This is a genomic window from Photobacterium pectinilyticum (genome assembly GCF_024357955.1).
GTDB classification, from domain to species: Bacteria; Pseudomonadota; Gammaproteobacteria; order Enterobacterales; family Vibrionaceae; genus Photobacterium; species Photobacterium pectinilyticum.
Genome location: NZ_JANEYT010000038.1, coordinates 1 through 14604, shown reverse-complemented (window position 1 = coordinate 14604; position 14604 = coordinate 1). Strand labels below are relative to the sequence as shown.

Here is a 14604-nt window from a genome sequence, read left to right as displayed (position 1 = left end):
AACAAAAACTCTGCCAATGAAGGCAGTAAAAATAGTAAAAAAGGTGCGCGTGCATGGCCCACGCGCAACCTAAAGGCTTCACAACCTGCAGACTGGGAACGGTTGCTCAGCCGGGGCTACTTATTGTCTGGCTGGCATAAACGTAGCCCCGTATTGGCAGTTACTCTGCTTCTGCCAACTTCTCAACGGCTTGAGTCAGTTTGTCGATTTTCTCGTCCATACGCTCAAGCTTCTCACGGTCAACGCCACTCAGACGATAGAACAGATCATTCATACCTGCTTCTACTTCTTCTGTCGCTTTTTCCGTGTTTTTACCAATACATTCTTTCGCTTGAATTTCAACTTCTTTACCGCGCTCAACAAGCTCATCAAACATCGTGGTTGATTTCTCGTTCAGTTGCTGAGCTTCTTCCAAGCTACGGCTGTAAATACCAAGGCCTGCTAACCAAACGTTACGTGCAATGCCTTCACCACTTTCTACGACATTTTTTGCCGCTTTCACTACTGTATTGCTGCTCATAATAATATCCTCTTGCGTTATCTTGCCTTAAGCACGCTCGTATGCTTATACCACTTCAGGTTTTGTACTTTCAGCTGGCTTGCTGACGCTTGGAGCCACCTGATCTTCAGCTTTTGGTTCCGCAACAGTTTTAGTTACTGCTACGGTTTGTGGCTTTACCGGCGCATCGGCCTCTTTCTTCTCTGCCTCTGGTTTAGCGGCAGGAACAGGTTGAGCTGCTTTCACGGTTTTACGGCGTGCAACACTAGGTTTCTTGGCTGCGGGTGCAGCTTTATCAGTTGCCTGCGTAGCTGTACGCTTGCGTGGTGCTGGTTTTTTCTCAGCTTGTGCCTGATGGCGCTCGACTAGCGCTTCAATATTGGCTGTAAGCTGATCAATCTTGTCATCAACACGGTCAAGGCGCTCGTTATCTAGGCCAATGAATTTCTGAACCATGTTATGCATGCGTTCTTCAATCGCGACAGAAGTTTGGCTACGTGCAGTGTGAACTCGCTCTTTGGTTTTTGACTCAACCGCGCGGCCACGCTCAATCAACTCGTCAAAAAGGCTCTTGCCTTTGTCAGAAATCTGATTAACTTCTTCTGCGCTTTTAGCATAAGCACCAAGGCCTGCTAACCAAATGTTGTATACCATTGCTTCACGAATCTGCTCTTTGTTTGATTCTTCCGCAGTCTGTTTAAAAATGCCCATCAGTTTCCCCTCCATACTTTTGCGATAGTGCCAGCCAGTGGGTATTGCCTGACTGCTTGTATGTAATTTACGAATTTCGATTAGAATGTTCTCCCTAAAACAACACTTTATCGTTGTGGAGATCATGTTTTTGATGCGGATCACAGATAGATAGAAGGAAAGCTTGAAGAATCATAGAGATAAAAAAAGAGCTCGGGGTGAGCTCTTTGGAAACAGATAACGAGATATTGTGAATTAACTCGCCAACAAATACCTATCAAGCTGTTCAGTAATATGGCTTTCTATTGTTGGGGCAAAAAAAGCAGCGGCAAAACCGACAAGTTGAAGTTGAATGGTTATTTTACCTTCTTCGGCATGTAAATAGCCTTTTGCTGCCGAATGTTTGATGTGCATTTTATCGTCTTGCCAGGACCAAATAAGGCCATACTCCTGTTCAAGCTGACCTGCAATTTTCTCGCTTAGCATAGTAATGTCATCATGTGCTCTGTCATGATGACGTTCAATTAAAATCGTCACAGAAGTTCTCGCGCATTAGTGTATTTACTCAGTCACCTTTTGTTAACATACGGCCTAACCAGAAAAATTTCTGTGGGCAAGATCTAACAAATTGAAATTTGTTGCAGGTGCCTCATGAGAATAGCCTTCACCTATCACTGATACGGTATTGAAGAGCGGTTATCGCACACTACAAAATACGACGTAACAATGTCGGTAAGATCAGACTAGCCCCAACCGTTAGTTTCGCACCTTTGACTGCATTTTGGTAAGGCTGTTTTTCCGATGATGTGAGTACAGCACCAAGAAATAGCCCCACCCCTGCCATCTTGATTAATGTGGAGGGGGCACTAACGGTCATGTAGCCACCAGCGACAGCAACCACCAATCGCTGAAACTGAGTACATTCAATAGGCAACCCATGGGCTTCACGAACAAACTGCTCACAGTTCCGGTTAAATAAGTTATATGTCCGACCGATCTTTGACTTTGCATAACGTACTGCAGCTCGTGGGTCCGAGCCAACAATGTCACTCACCTCTATGCGTCGGCCTTCTGAGAATTCAGACTCTGTTTCTCGCTCTATCCGCCGCCATTTTTTCGAATTATGAATCACATGGCCATACCCGTCTGCAATACCATAGTGCCAATAAGTACTACAGCGAATCCTCAATACCGTACCGGCCGGGAAATTTGTGCTTTGCATAAATACATCCATCCAAGTCGCTATCAGTTCAGTAAAGCCTAGTTGTTGCTGCGCAATAGTGTGAAATTTGTCTCATTTTGAATAAGAGCGAATTTTATCAGTCAATCATGCGCTTTACCGTTAAGCCTTGCTAACAATCCTTACAAACACTGCTAACATAAAATTATCGTAAAAATAATGATAGATATCACAATAAATTTTTGAGTGGCGACGATTTATTATGATCATTAGAAGTAAATTTTTGTTTTTGCTTATGAGTTTTGCACTTGGGTGTCAATCAATTCCGACGGTCAATCAGGATGACTTAAACACACCAGCAACAGCAACAGTAATGAACACGGTTTCAGTCCAATCATTGCCTGATGATGTCAATGACTTATGTGAAATCGATAAAGGATTATTTGCTGGTAGCTTTATTGCAACAGGCTCTGTTGCAGAACCTTCTCAAGACCCCGATATGTGGGATCTCTTGGCCAGTGAATTCACCATGACGGTGCCGAATAACCGCACAATTCGTTATTACAAACGCTGGTATGTAAACAACCCTTACCATATCGAGAAAGTGACCGCTCGTGCTGAGCCGTTTCTTCACTATATATACCAGCAAGTGAATGCCCGCGATCTACCTATAGAGCTGGTACTGCTGCCCTTCGTCGAAAGCAGCTTTGATCAATTTGCTTATTCTCACAAAGGTGCTGCAGGTCTATGGCAATTTACCGAACCAACCGGTAAAACATTCGGGCTCGATATCATTAAGGGATATGACGGCAGGCGGGATATTGCCTCCTCAACAGACGCCGCTCTGGATTTATTGGAATACCTCTACGATAAATTCGATGAAAACTGGCTCCACGCCATTGCAGCATACAATACTGGAGGCGGCCGGGTCAGAAATGCCATAAAACTGAATAAAAAGAACGGAAAATCAACCGACTTCTGGTCTTTAAAACTACCCAAGGAAACACGCCACTATGTGCCTAAACTCTTGGCTATGGCAGACCTAGTTAAACACCATGGCTACCGCTACGACATTCCCCTACATCCAATAAAAGCAGAAGCCGTCCTCGATGAAATCACGATCAGCAGAAGGGTGAAACTAGGTACAGTAGCGGCTTACTCAGGCTTATCCAGTAAGGAGCTTTATCATTACAACCCAGGTTTCACCGCAGGATATACCCGACGCGATAAAGACAACAAAATCTTAATGCCAATAAAAAACAAAACACAATTTTTTGAGCATAAAAATGCACGCACTTATGCCAAGCAAACCTATGATGTCTATGACATTAAAGTGGGTGACTCGCTGAATCAACTCGCTAATGTCAACAACATTTCTGTCGACTTACTTAAGCAAGTTAACAATCTTGATGGGGCAACTATCTTTGCAGGGCAAAAACTACTGATTCCAAAATTATCGCTAAACGAATAACAAATACCACGGTGTAGAAAGAGCTCTCACCGTGGCTTAAACATTATTTAGCAGCAACGACCGCCAAAGTGGGATCTTTCTTGTCTGGAAGGTCGCTATTTATCGGCGTTACATCTAGTTGGGTAATTTCCGTGGAGGTTTCATTGTACTGAAGTGAGGCACGACTATCTAACTGTAGCAATGCTAATGCTTGGCTTTCAAACAACGAGAGCATTTTTAGATCTGCCTCATTGTGGGATAAAGATAGCCCTATTAACACCCCAGCCATCAAGCACACTGGGGCAACCAAGTGTCTAACAACCAGCATGCTAGCCATCGCGGCAACGGATATTAGCGTCGCCAAGTAGATCCCCCCCGCAAAGCCAGAATAAAAAGCAATATAAAGAGCAAAAAATTGAAGCAAGGCTCCAAGTGATAAAACTGCAATTTTCATCGTGTCATCCGTAACTTGGCTTTTTCTGCAAGTATAGACATTCAAAAAATAATGCCCCAACTATTTATGCGCAACCGGAATACATCATACAAATTGATAATGTGCACAATTTTATCAAATAGTGCTTTATTCATGAGAAATTTGATCTATGATGTAAAAGTAGAAAGAAAAACACAAAGATCTTCAAATTGTCATAAAAGGGTAATATATGCAGCATCAGGAAATGATTAATCCAACTCACACTGGCATCATCACACGCACTGTATTCACAAGCCTTACCTTTATGGTTATTGGTCTTGTACTTATGTAACCACCTAACGGTAATTTGCGATGAAACTTTTACTATTAAAGCGTTCATTAAAGTAAAAAGGGCATGTTAACAACATGCCCTTTTTACTTTTCTCAGCACCCCATTTTTTCTAAATCAACAACTACCATGTTGTCACTGTTAGCTTTTTCCGGTAGGTAAACAGTAAATATTGACCCTTTCCCTATTTCCGAATCTACCACTATTTCGCCACCGAACCCGCTAACAATACCTTGGCTAACAGACAGCCCTAACCCAGTACCACTTCTTCTTGTGGTATAGAATGGATTAAAAATGCGTTCTATCTGGTCTTCGCTGATACCGCAACCGTGGTCAATGACCTTCACCATCGCCCCAATAGTCTGGCCACTTTCATCTAACCAATCGTCCGTACAGACACGCAGCACGCCTCGATCATCCATAGCATGAATACCATTCATCTGTAGGTTCACGAGCACCTGAAGCATTTGATGACGATTTACTTCAACACAACAACGAGCATTGAGATCAGTATGGATCTCAATATCAAATTTTTTCGTGCCACTTCTTACTAACGTTAAACTTTCTTCGATAATCGGATTCAAATGCTGCCAAGTCACTTCATCTTGCACACCACCTTGACGGCTGTATTGCAACAGACTGCGAGTGATATTTCGAATGCGATCTATCTGTTCATGTATCGCTTCTAGCTCTTCGCTGACTCGCTCGGTCTCATCACCCAACTCAAACTGCATTAACTCTACGTTACCCAAGATAACCGCCGTTGGATTATTGATTTCATGGGCAATACCCGCGGTAAGCTCACCTAAGGCTGCCAGTTTTTCATTACTAACCAATTGAGTTCTGGCTTGGTTTAACAATTTAATGTGCTGTTCTAACTCTTCGGTTTTCTCACTTAAACTCTGTGTACGTCTTTGGACCTTGTCTTCAAGCTGTGCCGATGCCTGTTTTATCGCTTCATTACGCTGGTGTAATTGGTCCAGCATAGTATCAAACTGCTTGCCGAGAATTTGTAACTCATGGCCGCGGGTAAGATCCAAGCTTCCAATACGGCGATCAAGCCCCAATTGAATAGCAGATACAACCTGATGCATCTTCTCAATCGGCCTAAATAAATCTCTGGCTCCCCGATACACAACAACGCCTGAGATCAGCAAAACCATGAGGATCCCTACCCCAAGCTCAACTATATTGGTCAGGTAGATCTTAATCATTGGCCATTCCAGGTAACCGGTGTAAAGCATGCCGATAATATTACCGTTGTAATCTTTCAAAGGTTCGTAAGCAGAAACATACCAGTCGTCATAGACAAAGGCCCGATCCACCCACATTTCACCCAGTTTGAGTACCGACTCTTTAACGTCATCAGACACGCGTGTTCCTACCGCTCGCCCGTTCAGTTGGCTACTGTCCAAAGGCACATTGGTACTAACCCGAATATCACTCATAAACAGTGTAACGGTTCCAAGGCTCCCTTCAGGCAAGGTGTCAGAGGCATAAACCAAATCCCGAATACGGTCGACAAGTTGGGTACTATTGTTAAGCAGTATCCCACCATCGACAATCCACTGCAGGTCACCGTACTGGTTGAAGATCGGGATCAAACTGCGACTAATCAAGCCATCAGAAACCAAAGTGTTTTCGTTAAGTAATGGGATTTGGGCCCGAGCAGGGAGATCAGAATGAAGGTAATCCAATTCGTTAGCAGTTAGGCGCTCGAAAAAGGTTTGCTCCTGACCCTTTTGCAGTAACTGGCGATTGGCTTTTGGAAACTCACCTAATGCTGAAGCTGGGTGGATCACCACAAAGTCCAGATCGTATTCGACTGCCTGTTGCTTGACCCAGTCAATCATCTGGCTTTGATCTTCCCTTAGTAGGGTCTGGAACGGGTAAGACTCTGTCAGTGAGCCCAGTCGCATCCGCTGCTCTTTTTGCAGTAGCGCCATACTATGGTGTGCAACGGCCAGATCTGCTCGGGCATTCATCAGCGCATTTTGCCAGGTGTACATCACCGTCCAGTACATGGTCAGAGCGATTAGCGCCAGCAAAGTAATGACAATGGGCACAGAAGTTAGTAAGAGCAGCCGGTAACGAACCATCGTCCGAAAACGTCGAACCCAAATCGCAATACATTGTTTCATCGTTGACCTTATTGTTCTGTTGTACTCAGCACTTCATCGGCCCATTCCTTGAATTTGCGCTCCAATGTTTTTCGAGCAACACCGAGCTGTCTCGCTGCAGCCGATTTATTGCCAGCATAAGAGTCAACAACCTGCATAATGTGCGCTTTTTCCACGTCCTTCAGGGTCCAATCGCTCGGATAACAAAACGTCGTTTCACCACTCTGACTGTCATGGCCGCGACAAAACTGTCGGCTTTCACAGCCTTTCGCTAATAATGTACCCCCTGGACATTGCTTATTATCTGTGACAGGGTCACTAGAAATATCAGAGCCTGAAGGCGCTTCACCAGCCAACTCCCGCCAGTAATCAGCCGGAGGTTTACCCAGCAGTAAGCAACGCTCCATCATATTACGCAGCTCTCGTATGTTACCTGGCCAATCATAGGCTTGCATGGCACTGATATCTTCATGCATCCAATTCACCGGCTTAGAGCCAAGATCTTTGGCGAGTTGCTGGGTAAAGTGATGCGCTAGAGCCGGAATATCATCTAGCCGTTCACGTAACGCTGGTAATTCGATCGTCAACACATTGAGACGGTAATACAGATCACGACGGAATCGTCCTTCTGCCACTTCTTCTTTAAGGTTTCGGTTAGTCGCCGCAACAATCCTGACATCGATCTTCACTTCGCGTTCGGCACCGACCGGACGAATAGCTTTTTGCTCCAAGGCACGCAATAACGAAGACTGCATCGAAAGCGGCATTTCACCGATTTCGTCCAAGAACAGTGTTCCGTTGTTAGCGACCCGAAATAACCCTTCACGGCTTTTTTTAGCACCGGTAAACGCGCCTGAAACATGACCAAACAATTCACTCTCGAGTAAATCCGGCGCAATCGCACCACAGTTAAGAGGAACAAAAGGACCACTGCGATGACTGAGCTGGTGAAGTGCACGGGCAACAAGCTCTTTACCCGTTCCCGACTCACCTTCAATCAGCACGGCAGCTTGGGAAGGCGCTATTTGGCCAATCAGCTTTTTCATTGACAGCGTGCTGTGAGCGTCGCCAATAATATCAACCGGATAACTTCGCTCTACATCGCGCTGCAGGGCGAAATTCTGCCTTTCGACCAAACGGCGTTCAATACAGCGCTGCACCGACTGCATCATTTGGTCTAGATTAAACGGCTTAAGGATAAAATCTGATGCCCCAGCGCGTAGTGCCCTAATTGCCGTGTCTAAGTCGGCATAGCCGGTCATAAAGATCACATCACTACGGCGAGTCTGAGGGTCGAAGGCTTCATGCCATTCAATCCCTGAACGGCCAGGTAAATTAATATCGACAATGAGCAGATCAAAGTGGCATCGTTTACGAAGCTCTTCGGCTTCTTCAATACTTCCTGCAACATCAACCTGAGCAAATTGCTTGCTCAGCGCTTTTTTCAAAATGGCGCGCATTCCTGGCTCATCATCAACAACCAGAGCAGATACCGCAGACCATGACACAAACGCATTTTCAGACATAAAAACTTATATATATTATGGTTATAGTGATGAGACATTTTGTCCCAGTACCAATCTCTCTGTCAAAGATGTTTCAAAATGTTTTTCACACAATGTGAAGAATGATTCTTATTTTGTTTTAAATCATTCTCTTATAACTTCAACCAGAGGTATTATACGCAACAAGTTAAGTTGGCACTTGATTTGCTTATTGACTCGTTCATAGCGATGGGGAGCATCTCCTTTGGAGAGTTCCCCTTCACTTGCATAAAATAAATGACAAATGACGTTTAGTCAGGAAGACCCATGAAACTATTAAAAACGACTCTTATTGTGTTGGCCCTTGCTTCTTCAGCGGCGATTCAAGCTGCAGAGAATATGACGGTGCGATTGGCAACAACTACCAGTACATATCACTCAGGCCTATTGGACTACCTATTACCTGAGTTTAAAAAAGACACTGGCTACACCGTAGCAGTGCTTGCAGCCGGTACAGGCAAGTCTCTACGTATGGGTGAAAATGGCGATGTCGACTTGGTGATGACCCACGCCCCTGAAGCTGAAGCGGCTTTCGTTGAGAAAGGCTTCGGCGTGCTGCCTCGAAAATTGATGTACAACGATTTTGTCATTGTTGGCCCTAAGTCTGATCCAGCCGATATCACCGATATTAAAGATGCCACCAAAGCACTTAAAACCATTGCCAACGATAATGAAACCTTCGTTTCCCGTGGCGATGATTCCGGTACCCACATAAAAGAGCTTGATCTTTGGGCGCAAACCAAAATTGAACCAAACTTCGGTGGTTACAAAGCGGTTGGCCAAGGCATGGGACCGACACTGAATATGGCATCTGAGTTGCAGGCCTACACCCTGACTGACCGAGGAACTTGGCTGGCATACCAGAACAAACTTGATCTAAAAATCGTGCTGCAAGGTGACTCTCGTCTATTCAACCCTTATCAGGTGATTCTTGTTAACCCAAGCCGTTACCCAGACGTTAACTACCAAGGCGCAAAGTCATTTAGCGATTGGCTGGTAAATTCTAAAGCGCAAGCCATGATCAACGATTACAAACGACACGGCGAGCAGCTATTTGTCGCGGATGCTATTGCTCAGTAAATGGATATCTGGCAAACCACACACCAAGCGATCCAACTACTCATGAGCGGTGATACCGCTCTATGGGGGATCGTTGGTGTTTCATTTTCGGTTTCACTGCTGGCAATAGGCATTGTGCTATTGCCAGCCATGCTGATCAGCTTTGCCCTCGCCTATGGTCGCTTCCCTGGACGTTGGCTAATTTTGTCTTTGTTTAATACTTGCCAGTCGATCCCTACTGTAGTGATCGGCTTGTTGCTCTATATGCTACTTTCACGAGCCGGGCCGCTGGGCGATTGGAAGATGCTATTTACCCAACAAGCGATGATATTGGGACAAATGCTGATTTGTTTACCAATATTAGTGTCTATGATGCATGCCGCTTTTCAAAACAGTGATAAGCGGGCATGGGAAACAGCACTGACATTGGGTGCCAGCTTGCCGCGGGCCTTTATGAGCCTAATGTGGGAGAGCCGGTTTCCTCTGCTTGCTGCAGTCATTGCCGCATTTAGCCGGGTGATCACTGAAGTTGGCTGCTCCATGATGGTTGGTGGTAATATCCTCAATTCGACACGGAATATTCCAACCGCCATTGCATTAGAAAGCTCTAAGGGGGCGTTTGCACAAGGCGTTGCCTTGGGAATGGTGCTGCTGATTTTGGCATTAGGACTAAACTTCTTCCTATCTGTTGCGCGTGGTAAAGCCCACTTGCGTACGAACTAAGCCGGAGAATTTGATGACACAACTCTCTATCGAGGCCACAGACCTATCGGTTAGGTTCAAAGACAGGCTCTTATTCCACATCCCTAATCTTGTTCTTGGGCCAAGAGATGCTGTTTACCTCAGTGGTGATAATGGTGTAGGTAAAACAACCTTGCTAAAGATTCTCAGCGGATTACAACGTCCAACAACAGGTTCAATCAACCTCAATAAGCCGTCTATCTTACGCCGTTTATTTTGCGCCCATTCCAACAACGGGGTGATCTATATGCATCAAACCCCTTATATGTTCGATGGGACCGTACTTGATAACGTCTGTTATGGCCTTAAATTCACCGTTCGAGATCGTCGCAACCGACGAACAGAAGCGATCAATGCCCTCCGTATGGTAGGCTTGGAAACATTGGCCGATGAACATATTTCTGTACTTTCTGGCGGTGAAAGACAACGAGTGGCTATGGCTCGGGCATGGGTGATTAAACCTGCCGTACTGTTAATGGATGAATCCAGTGCAAGCCTTGATCAAGAGTCTACCGAACGCTTGGTTATCCTGTGCAAAGATCTCCTCTCGCGCGGTACCAGTTTAGTCATCACCAGCCACCAAAAGAATGCGCTAACTGAGCTGTGTCGTCGCCAATGGACTATTTCAGACTCTCAACTTATTGAACGCGCTGATCTACAGCTCGTTGACGAGGACAATAACAAATATGCCTACGCCGGATAACACAAGCTGGGTCATTTTGGCTGGCGGCCAAGCTAGCCGAATGGGTGGAAATGACAAAGGACTCGTCACGCTTGCTGGGCGAGCAATGATAGAACATGTCATCGACATCCTTGGTACACAAACCTCCTCTATCACTATCAACGCGAACCGAAATCAAGACACCTATCGCCAATACGGTACGGTGTTTGGTGATCACATCAAGAATTACCCTGGCCCCCTCGGTGGTATGCACGCCGCTCTGCATCATCTTGATACTGAGTGGGTAGGCTTTGTACCTTGCGACTGCCCGGCTCTACCCGCCGATCTCGTCTCCAGAATGAGCAACGCCTGCGATGGCAATACCGATATAGCGGTAGCTCATGACGGCGAACATATCCAACCGGTCGTCACGCTGGTTAACCGCCGAATTTTGCCCAAACTTGAGCAGTTTTTAGAAAATGGCGACCGAAAAATCATTTTGCTCTATCGCCAGTGCAACATGATCACCGTTGATTTCAGTGATCAACCCAATGCATTTGTGAACCTCAATACGCCTGAAGAACTAGAACAATTCGGACAAGCATTATGAACCCAATTCAATCTACCCTGCCGATACTTGGCTTTGCCGCATGGAGCGGAACCGGTAAAACGACACTGCTAGAAGCGATGCTGCCAAAATTAGTTGAACATAGCATCCGAGTCGCTGTGATCAAACACGCCCACCATAATTTCGACATCGATAAAGAAGGCAAGGACTCATACCGCCTCCGCAAGGCGGGTGCCGCACAAATGCTGATATCTTCTCGCTACCGCCGTGCGATGGTAACCGAGACCCCGGACGAAGAAGCCAGCCTGCCACAATTAATCGCTCAGCTCGATCTCAACACACTTGACCTCATACTTATTGAAGGCTTCAAGAAGCTGAGCTTTCCAAAAATAGAACTACACCGCGAAGAAATCGGCAAGCCTTGGTTATTTCCTGAAGACAATAACATAATCGCTATCGCTTCTGACGTGCCGGCTAAGACTGATTTACCTCAATGGGATATCAATGATCTCGACAAGCTCACACAGTTTGTTGCCGATTTTGCCAAGCAGCAATCTGGACAATCACTCAACTGTAGCGATCTCAACCCGTCGGGCATGTTATCGGTTGCTGAAGGCCGTGATCGTATCTTGACCCAGATTGTCGCACCTACCACTGAAACAACCGTTAAGCTTAAAGACGCTTTGGGACAAATTGTCGCAAACGATATTTTATCGCCGGTTAATGTACCCCAGCATACCAATTCCGCAATGGATGGCTATGCCATTCGCAGCGATGATTTGGGCAGGGACAGTTATCAGGTTATCGCGCATGTAATGGCTGGCCATAGCTACGAACAGCCGCTGAACTTAGGAGAATCGGTTCGCATTATGACGGGGGCACCAGTACCGCAAAACGCCGACACCGTAATCATGCGTGAGCAAGCGACTCAAGACGGTGACACTGTCACCTTCAACTTGAGCATGGGGGCAATAAAGCCAGGCCAAAATGTCCGCCAAGCAGGCGAAGACTTAGCCATCGGTCAAGCAGCGGTCCAGGCTGGAACACAAATCACGGCACCAGAGCTGGGTATGATCGCCTCGCTGGGGCTGGATTTCGTGACTATCCGCCCGCAAGTTAAAGTGGCTATGTTCTCTACCGGTGATGAAGTTCAGCATCCAGGAGAGGCACAAAAACCGAACTGTATTTATGACTCAAATCGCTATACCTTGCATGCCATACTAAGCAAAATCGGTTGTGAGGTGATTGATCTAGGGATCATCGAAGACAGTGAACAAGCACTCGAAACCACACTAACATCTGCTAGCCAGCAAGCAGATCTTATCCTCTCTTCTGGGGGTGTTTCGGTGGGTGATGCCGATTACATCAAGACGGTTCTCGACAAATTGGGGCAGATAAATTTCTGGCGTATCAATATGAGACCAGGTCGCCCTCTCGCTTTCGGTCATATTGATACCACGCCTTTCTTCGGTCTGCCGGGCAACCCTGTCGCGGTTATGGTTGCTTTCATGCAATTCGTCGAGCCAGCAATTCGTAGGCTACAGGGTATACCTGATTGGCAGGCACCATTCTTTCATGCTGTTGCAGAAGAACAGCTTCGCTCTCGTCCCGGGAGAACAGAATACAGCCGTGGTATTTTTGGTATTGATGCCAATGGTCGCCTGACGGTAAGAAGCGCCGGTAAACAAGGTTCGGGAATTTTGCGCTCAATGAGCGAAGCCAACTGCCTGATCGAGATCTTGCCTGAACAGCCGGGTGTAGAGGTTGGTGAGAAAGTGCGAGTAATTCCGTTGGAAAACCGTATATAAGCGGTTGAAGGGGTAAGGAAGGTCTCTGCTCTGAAGATATACAGTAGCAGAGGCTACCAACCTGAGAGAATTGCTGCAAAACAACGTTATCCGTTTTATTATGAGCACTCAGCAAACGGCGTTTAAGCCACCGTTTACTGAGTGCTTATTTTTTTGCAGCTTCCGTGCTACTTTATTTTTCCTGAGCTTCTACACGTCTAGAAGATGGTTTATTGTGCTACGTACTTCGGTGTTTAGCCTATACATAGCATCTTGGAATTGCTCAGATAAAGTAACCTAGCCATCGTTCGTCAATTACTGACAACCTGTCTGTATACCGGTTTTCAAAGCTAAGCCAGAAACTGAATCTTTGCTTATCAACGAGGTATTAAACGACTTTTATCATTATTGATAATGATTTGTATGTTATTGTATTACTGCCGTTTTGAACAATGGTACAAAATTATGTAGTAAGTTGCACTAAAAAAATATTTGCGCGCTATACTAGCTATCATAAGTGTGACATATGTAATCAATCTTAGTGATTTGGGGTGATAATCATCCAGTCTCCAAGTTGATTCGAGTCACTATCACCTGATTTCTTTTAAGTCTGCTTTAGCATTTTCCACTGGCTAGACCATTTAATATGAAGATATCGGGTAGAATAGGTGACAGTTTAATTAACCCACTATCAGTACGTTAAGCATGTTTTTAGATTCATATTACCTAGAAAAGAATGGTGTATTCAGCTTTACCCGTGAGCAAGCGAGTCACTTTGCAAAAAAAATCGCTGGCGATTTCAATCCCATTCATGATGAAGATAACAAACGCTTCTGCGTCCCTGGTGATCTTTTATTTTCTGTTGTGCTTTCCCGTGCGGGCATCAGCAAGAAAATGCGATTCGAATTTGCCGGCATGATCAACGATGGTGTCGGATTGAAAGCGCACCACAGCTGCTTCAATGATTTTGCGATTGTTGACGATGCAGGTAAAGAATACCTTCATGTTACCCGTGAAGGTGATATCAACACCGATAAAACCCTTATTGAACAAGTCACTAAAAACTATGTTCAATTCTCGGGGATGAACTTCCCGCACATCATGGTGCCTTTGATGAAATCTAAAGATATCATGATCAATACTGCGCGTCCGCTGGTGATCTACGAGAGCATGGAGCTTAATTTTGATCGATTAGATCTTACCGCTCCTACGGTCGATCTCGCTGAATCACAAATCGACGTTGAAGGTAAGCGCGGCAGTGTTACGCTTAACTTCCACTTTAAAGAAAGTGGTGAAGTGGTTGGTACAGGCCGTAAGCGTATGCTAATGAGTGGCTTGAAGCCGTACAGCCAAGAAGCTATCGATGACTTAGTTGAGCGCTTTAATGAGCGAAAAACAGCGTTTTCTTCGCTTGCTGCATAGCCCCCTTCACGGTCATAAATACATGACAAAAGCCGTCCTTATGACTAATGCCATTCGGTTAAGCACTAGCGCTTATATCTCAATGGATATCGGCTAGGAATATAGAGCACTGAACGTGGATA

14 protein-coding genes are annotated in these 14604 nt (G+C 45.5%); 7 read left to right on the top strand and 7 right to left on the bottom strand.

Features of this window, described 5'->3' with window-relative positions:
* Positions 1-160: 160 nt before the first annotated feature.
* From NHN17_RS15750 to NHN17_RS15735, 4 genes are all read right to left on the bottom strand, one after another.
* The gene (locus NHN17_RS15750) at positions 161-520 is read right to left on the bottom strand and encodes a phasin family protein (protein WP_255043559.1); all 360 of its coding nucleotides are present in this window, start codon (positions 518-520) and stop codon (positions 161-163) included.
* A 45-nt stretch (positions 521-565) separates the two neighbouring features.
* Entirely contained in the window at positions 566-1210 is a 645-nt protein-coding gene (locus NHN17_RS15745) for a phasin-related domain-containing protein (protein ID WP_255043558.1), read from the bottom strand.
* Positions 1211-1444: 234 nt separating this feature from the next.
* On the bottom strand, positions 1445-1726 hold the full coding sequence (locus NHN17_RS15740; protein WP_255043557.1) for a polyhydroxyalkanoic acid system family protein: 282 nt from the start codon (positions 1724-1726) through the stop codon (positions 1445-1447).
* Between the two features lie 169 nt (positions 1727-1895).
* Positions 1896-2411: a lecithin retinol acyltransferase family protein gene (locus tag NHN17_RS15735; protein WP_255043556.1), complete on the bottom strand. Its 516-nt coding sequence runs from the start codon at positions 2409-2411 to the stop codon at positions 1896-1898.
* 253 nt (positions 2412-2664) lie between these two features.
* Here NHN17_RS15735 and NHN17_RS15730 point away from each other — a divergent pair, with 253 nt between their 5' ends.
* On the top strand, positions 2665-3840 hold the full coding sequence (locus tag NHN17_RS15730) for a transglycosylase SLT domain-containing protein (protein ID WP_255043554.1): 1176 nt from the start codon (positions 2665-2667) through the stop codon (positions 3838-3840).
* Positions 3841-3883: 43 nt separating this feature from the next.
* Here the strand turns inward: NHN17_RS15730 and NHN17_RS15725 are convergent, their stop codons facing one another.
* From NHN17_RS15725 to NHN17_RS15715, 3 genes are all read right to left on the bottom strand, one after another.
* Complete coding sequence (locus NHN17_RS15725) at positions 3884-4273, bottom strand: hypothetical protein (RefSeq protein WP_255043552.1); 390 nt, start codon at positions 4271-4273, stop codon at positions 3884-3886.
* A 402-nt stretch (positions 4274-4675) separates the two neighbouring features.
* The gene (locus NHN17_RS15720; RefSeq protein WP_255043551.1) at positions 4676-6721 is read right to left on the bottom strand and encodes a sensor histidine kinase; all 2046 of its coding nucleotides are present in this window, start codon (positions 6719-6721) and stop codon (positions 4676-4678) included.
* A gap of 8 nt (positions 6722-6729) precedes the next feature.
* On the bottom strand, positions 6730-8226 hold the full coding sequence (locus NHN17_RS15715; protein ID WP_255043549.1) for a sigma-54-dependent transcriptional regulator: 1497 nt from the start codon (positions 8224-8226) through the stop codon (positions 6730-6732).
* A 285-nt stretch (positions 8227-8511) separates the two neighbouring features.
* Between NHN17_RS15715 and NHN17_RS15710 the strand changes: the two genes are divergently transcribed.
* The 6 genes from NHN17_RS15710 (at position 8512) to NHN17_RS15685 (ending at position 14482) form a co-directional block, all read left to right on the top strand.
* Entirely contained in the window at positions 8512-9324 is an 813-nt protein-coding gene (locus NHN17_RS15710; protein ID WP_255043548.1) for an ABC transporter substrate-binding protein, read from the top strand.
* Positions 9325-10026, top strand: a complete 702-nt coding sequence (locus NHN17_RS15705) for an ABC transporter permease (protein ID WP_255043547.1) — start codon at positions 9325-9327, stop codon at positions 10024-10026. It begins immediately after the preceding gene.
* A gap of 13 nt (positions 10027-10039) precedes the next feature.
* The gene (locus NHN17_RS15700) at positions 10040-10747 is read left to right on the top strand and encodes an energy-coupling factor ABC transporter ATP-binding protein (protein ID WP_255043546.1); all 708 of its coding nucleotides are present in this window, start codon (positions 10040-10042) and stop codon (positions 10745-10747) included.
* Positions 10731-11315: a molybdenum cofactor guanylyltransferase MobA gene (gene mobA / locus NHN17_RS15695; protein WP_255043545.1), complete on the top strand. Its 585-nt coding sequence runs from the start codon at positions 10731-10733 to the stop codon at positions 11313-11315. Before NHN17_RS15700 ends, mobA begins: the two co-directional genes overlap by 17 nt.
* Positions 11312-13081, top strand: a complete 1770-nt coding sequence (locus tag NHN17_RS15690) for a bifunctional molybdopterin-guanine dinucleotide biosynthesis adaptor protein MobB/molybdopterin molybdotransferase MoeA (RefSeq protein ID WP_255043543.1) — start codon at positions 11312-11314, stop codon at positions 13079-13081. The genes mobA and NHN17_RS15690 overlap by 4 nt, the downstream gene beginning before the upstream one ends.
* Positions 13082-13765: 684 nt before the next feature.
* Positions 13766-14482, top strand: coding sequence for a DUF3581 domain-containing protein (locus tag NHN17_RS15685; RefSeq protein WP_255043542.1), 717 nt, complete (start codon positions 13766-13768; stop codon positions 14480-14482).
* Positions 14483-14604: the final 122 nt, after the last annotated feature.

Coding starts and splice junctions, on each gene's coding strand:
- NHN17_RS15750 (WP_255043559.1), bottom strand. CDS start 520: ATGAGCAGCAATACAGTAGTGAAAGCGGCAAAAAATGTCGTAGAAAGT.
- NHN17_RS15745 (WP_255043558.1), bottom strand. CDS start 1,210: ATGGGCATTTTTAAACAGACTGCGGAAGAATCAAACAAAGAGCAGATT.
- NHN17_RS15735 (WP_255043556.1), bottom strand. CDS start 2,411: ATGCAAAGCACAAATTTCCCGGCCGGTACGGTATTGAGGATTCGCTGT.
- NHN17_RS15730 (WP_255043554.1), top strand. CDS start 2,665: ATGAGTTTTGCACTTGGGTGTCAATCAATTCCGACGGTCAATCAGGAT.
- NHN17_RS15725 (WP_255043552.1), bottom strand. CDS start 4,273: ATGAAAATTGCAGTTTTATCACTTGGAGCCTTGCTTCAATTTTTTGCT.
- NHN17_RS15720 (WP_255043551.1), bottom strand. CDS start 6,721: ATGAAACAATGTATTGCGATTTGGGTTCGACGTTTTCGGACGATGGTT.
- NHN17_RS15715 (WP_255043549.1), bottom strand. CDS start 8,226: ATGTCTGAAAATGCGTTTGTGTCATGGTCTGCGGTATCTGCTCTGGTT.
- NHN17_RS15710 (WP_255043548.1), top strand. CDS start 8,512: ATGAAACTATTAAAAACGACTCTTATTGTGTTGGCCCTTGCTTCTTCA.
- NHN17_RS15705 (WP_255043547.1), top strand. CDS start 9,325: ATGGATATCTGGCAAACCACACACCAAGCGATCCAACTACTCATGAGC.
- NHN17_RS15700 (WP_255043546.1), top strand. CDS start 10,040: ATGACACAACTCTCTATCGAGGCCACAGACCTATCGGTTAGGTTCAAA.
- mobA (WP_255043545.1), top strand. CDS start 10,731: ATGCCTACGCCGGATAACACAAGCTGGGTCATTTTGGCTGGCGGCCAA.
- NHN17_RS15690 (WP_255043543.1), top strand. CDS start 11,312: ATGAACCCAATTCAATCTACCCTGCCGATACTTGGCTTTGCCGCATGG.
- NHN17_RS15685 (WP_255043542.1), top strand. CDS start 13,766: ATGTTTTTAGATTCATATTACCTAGAAAAGAATGGTGTATTCAGCTTT.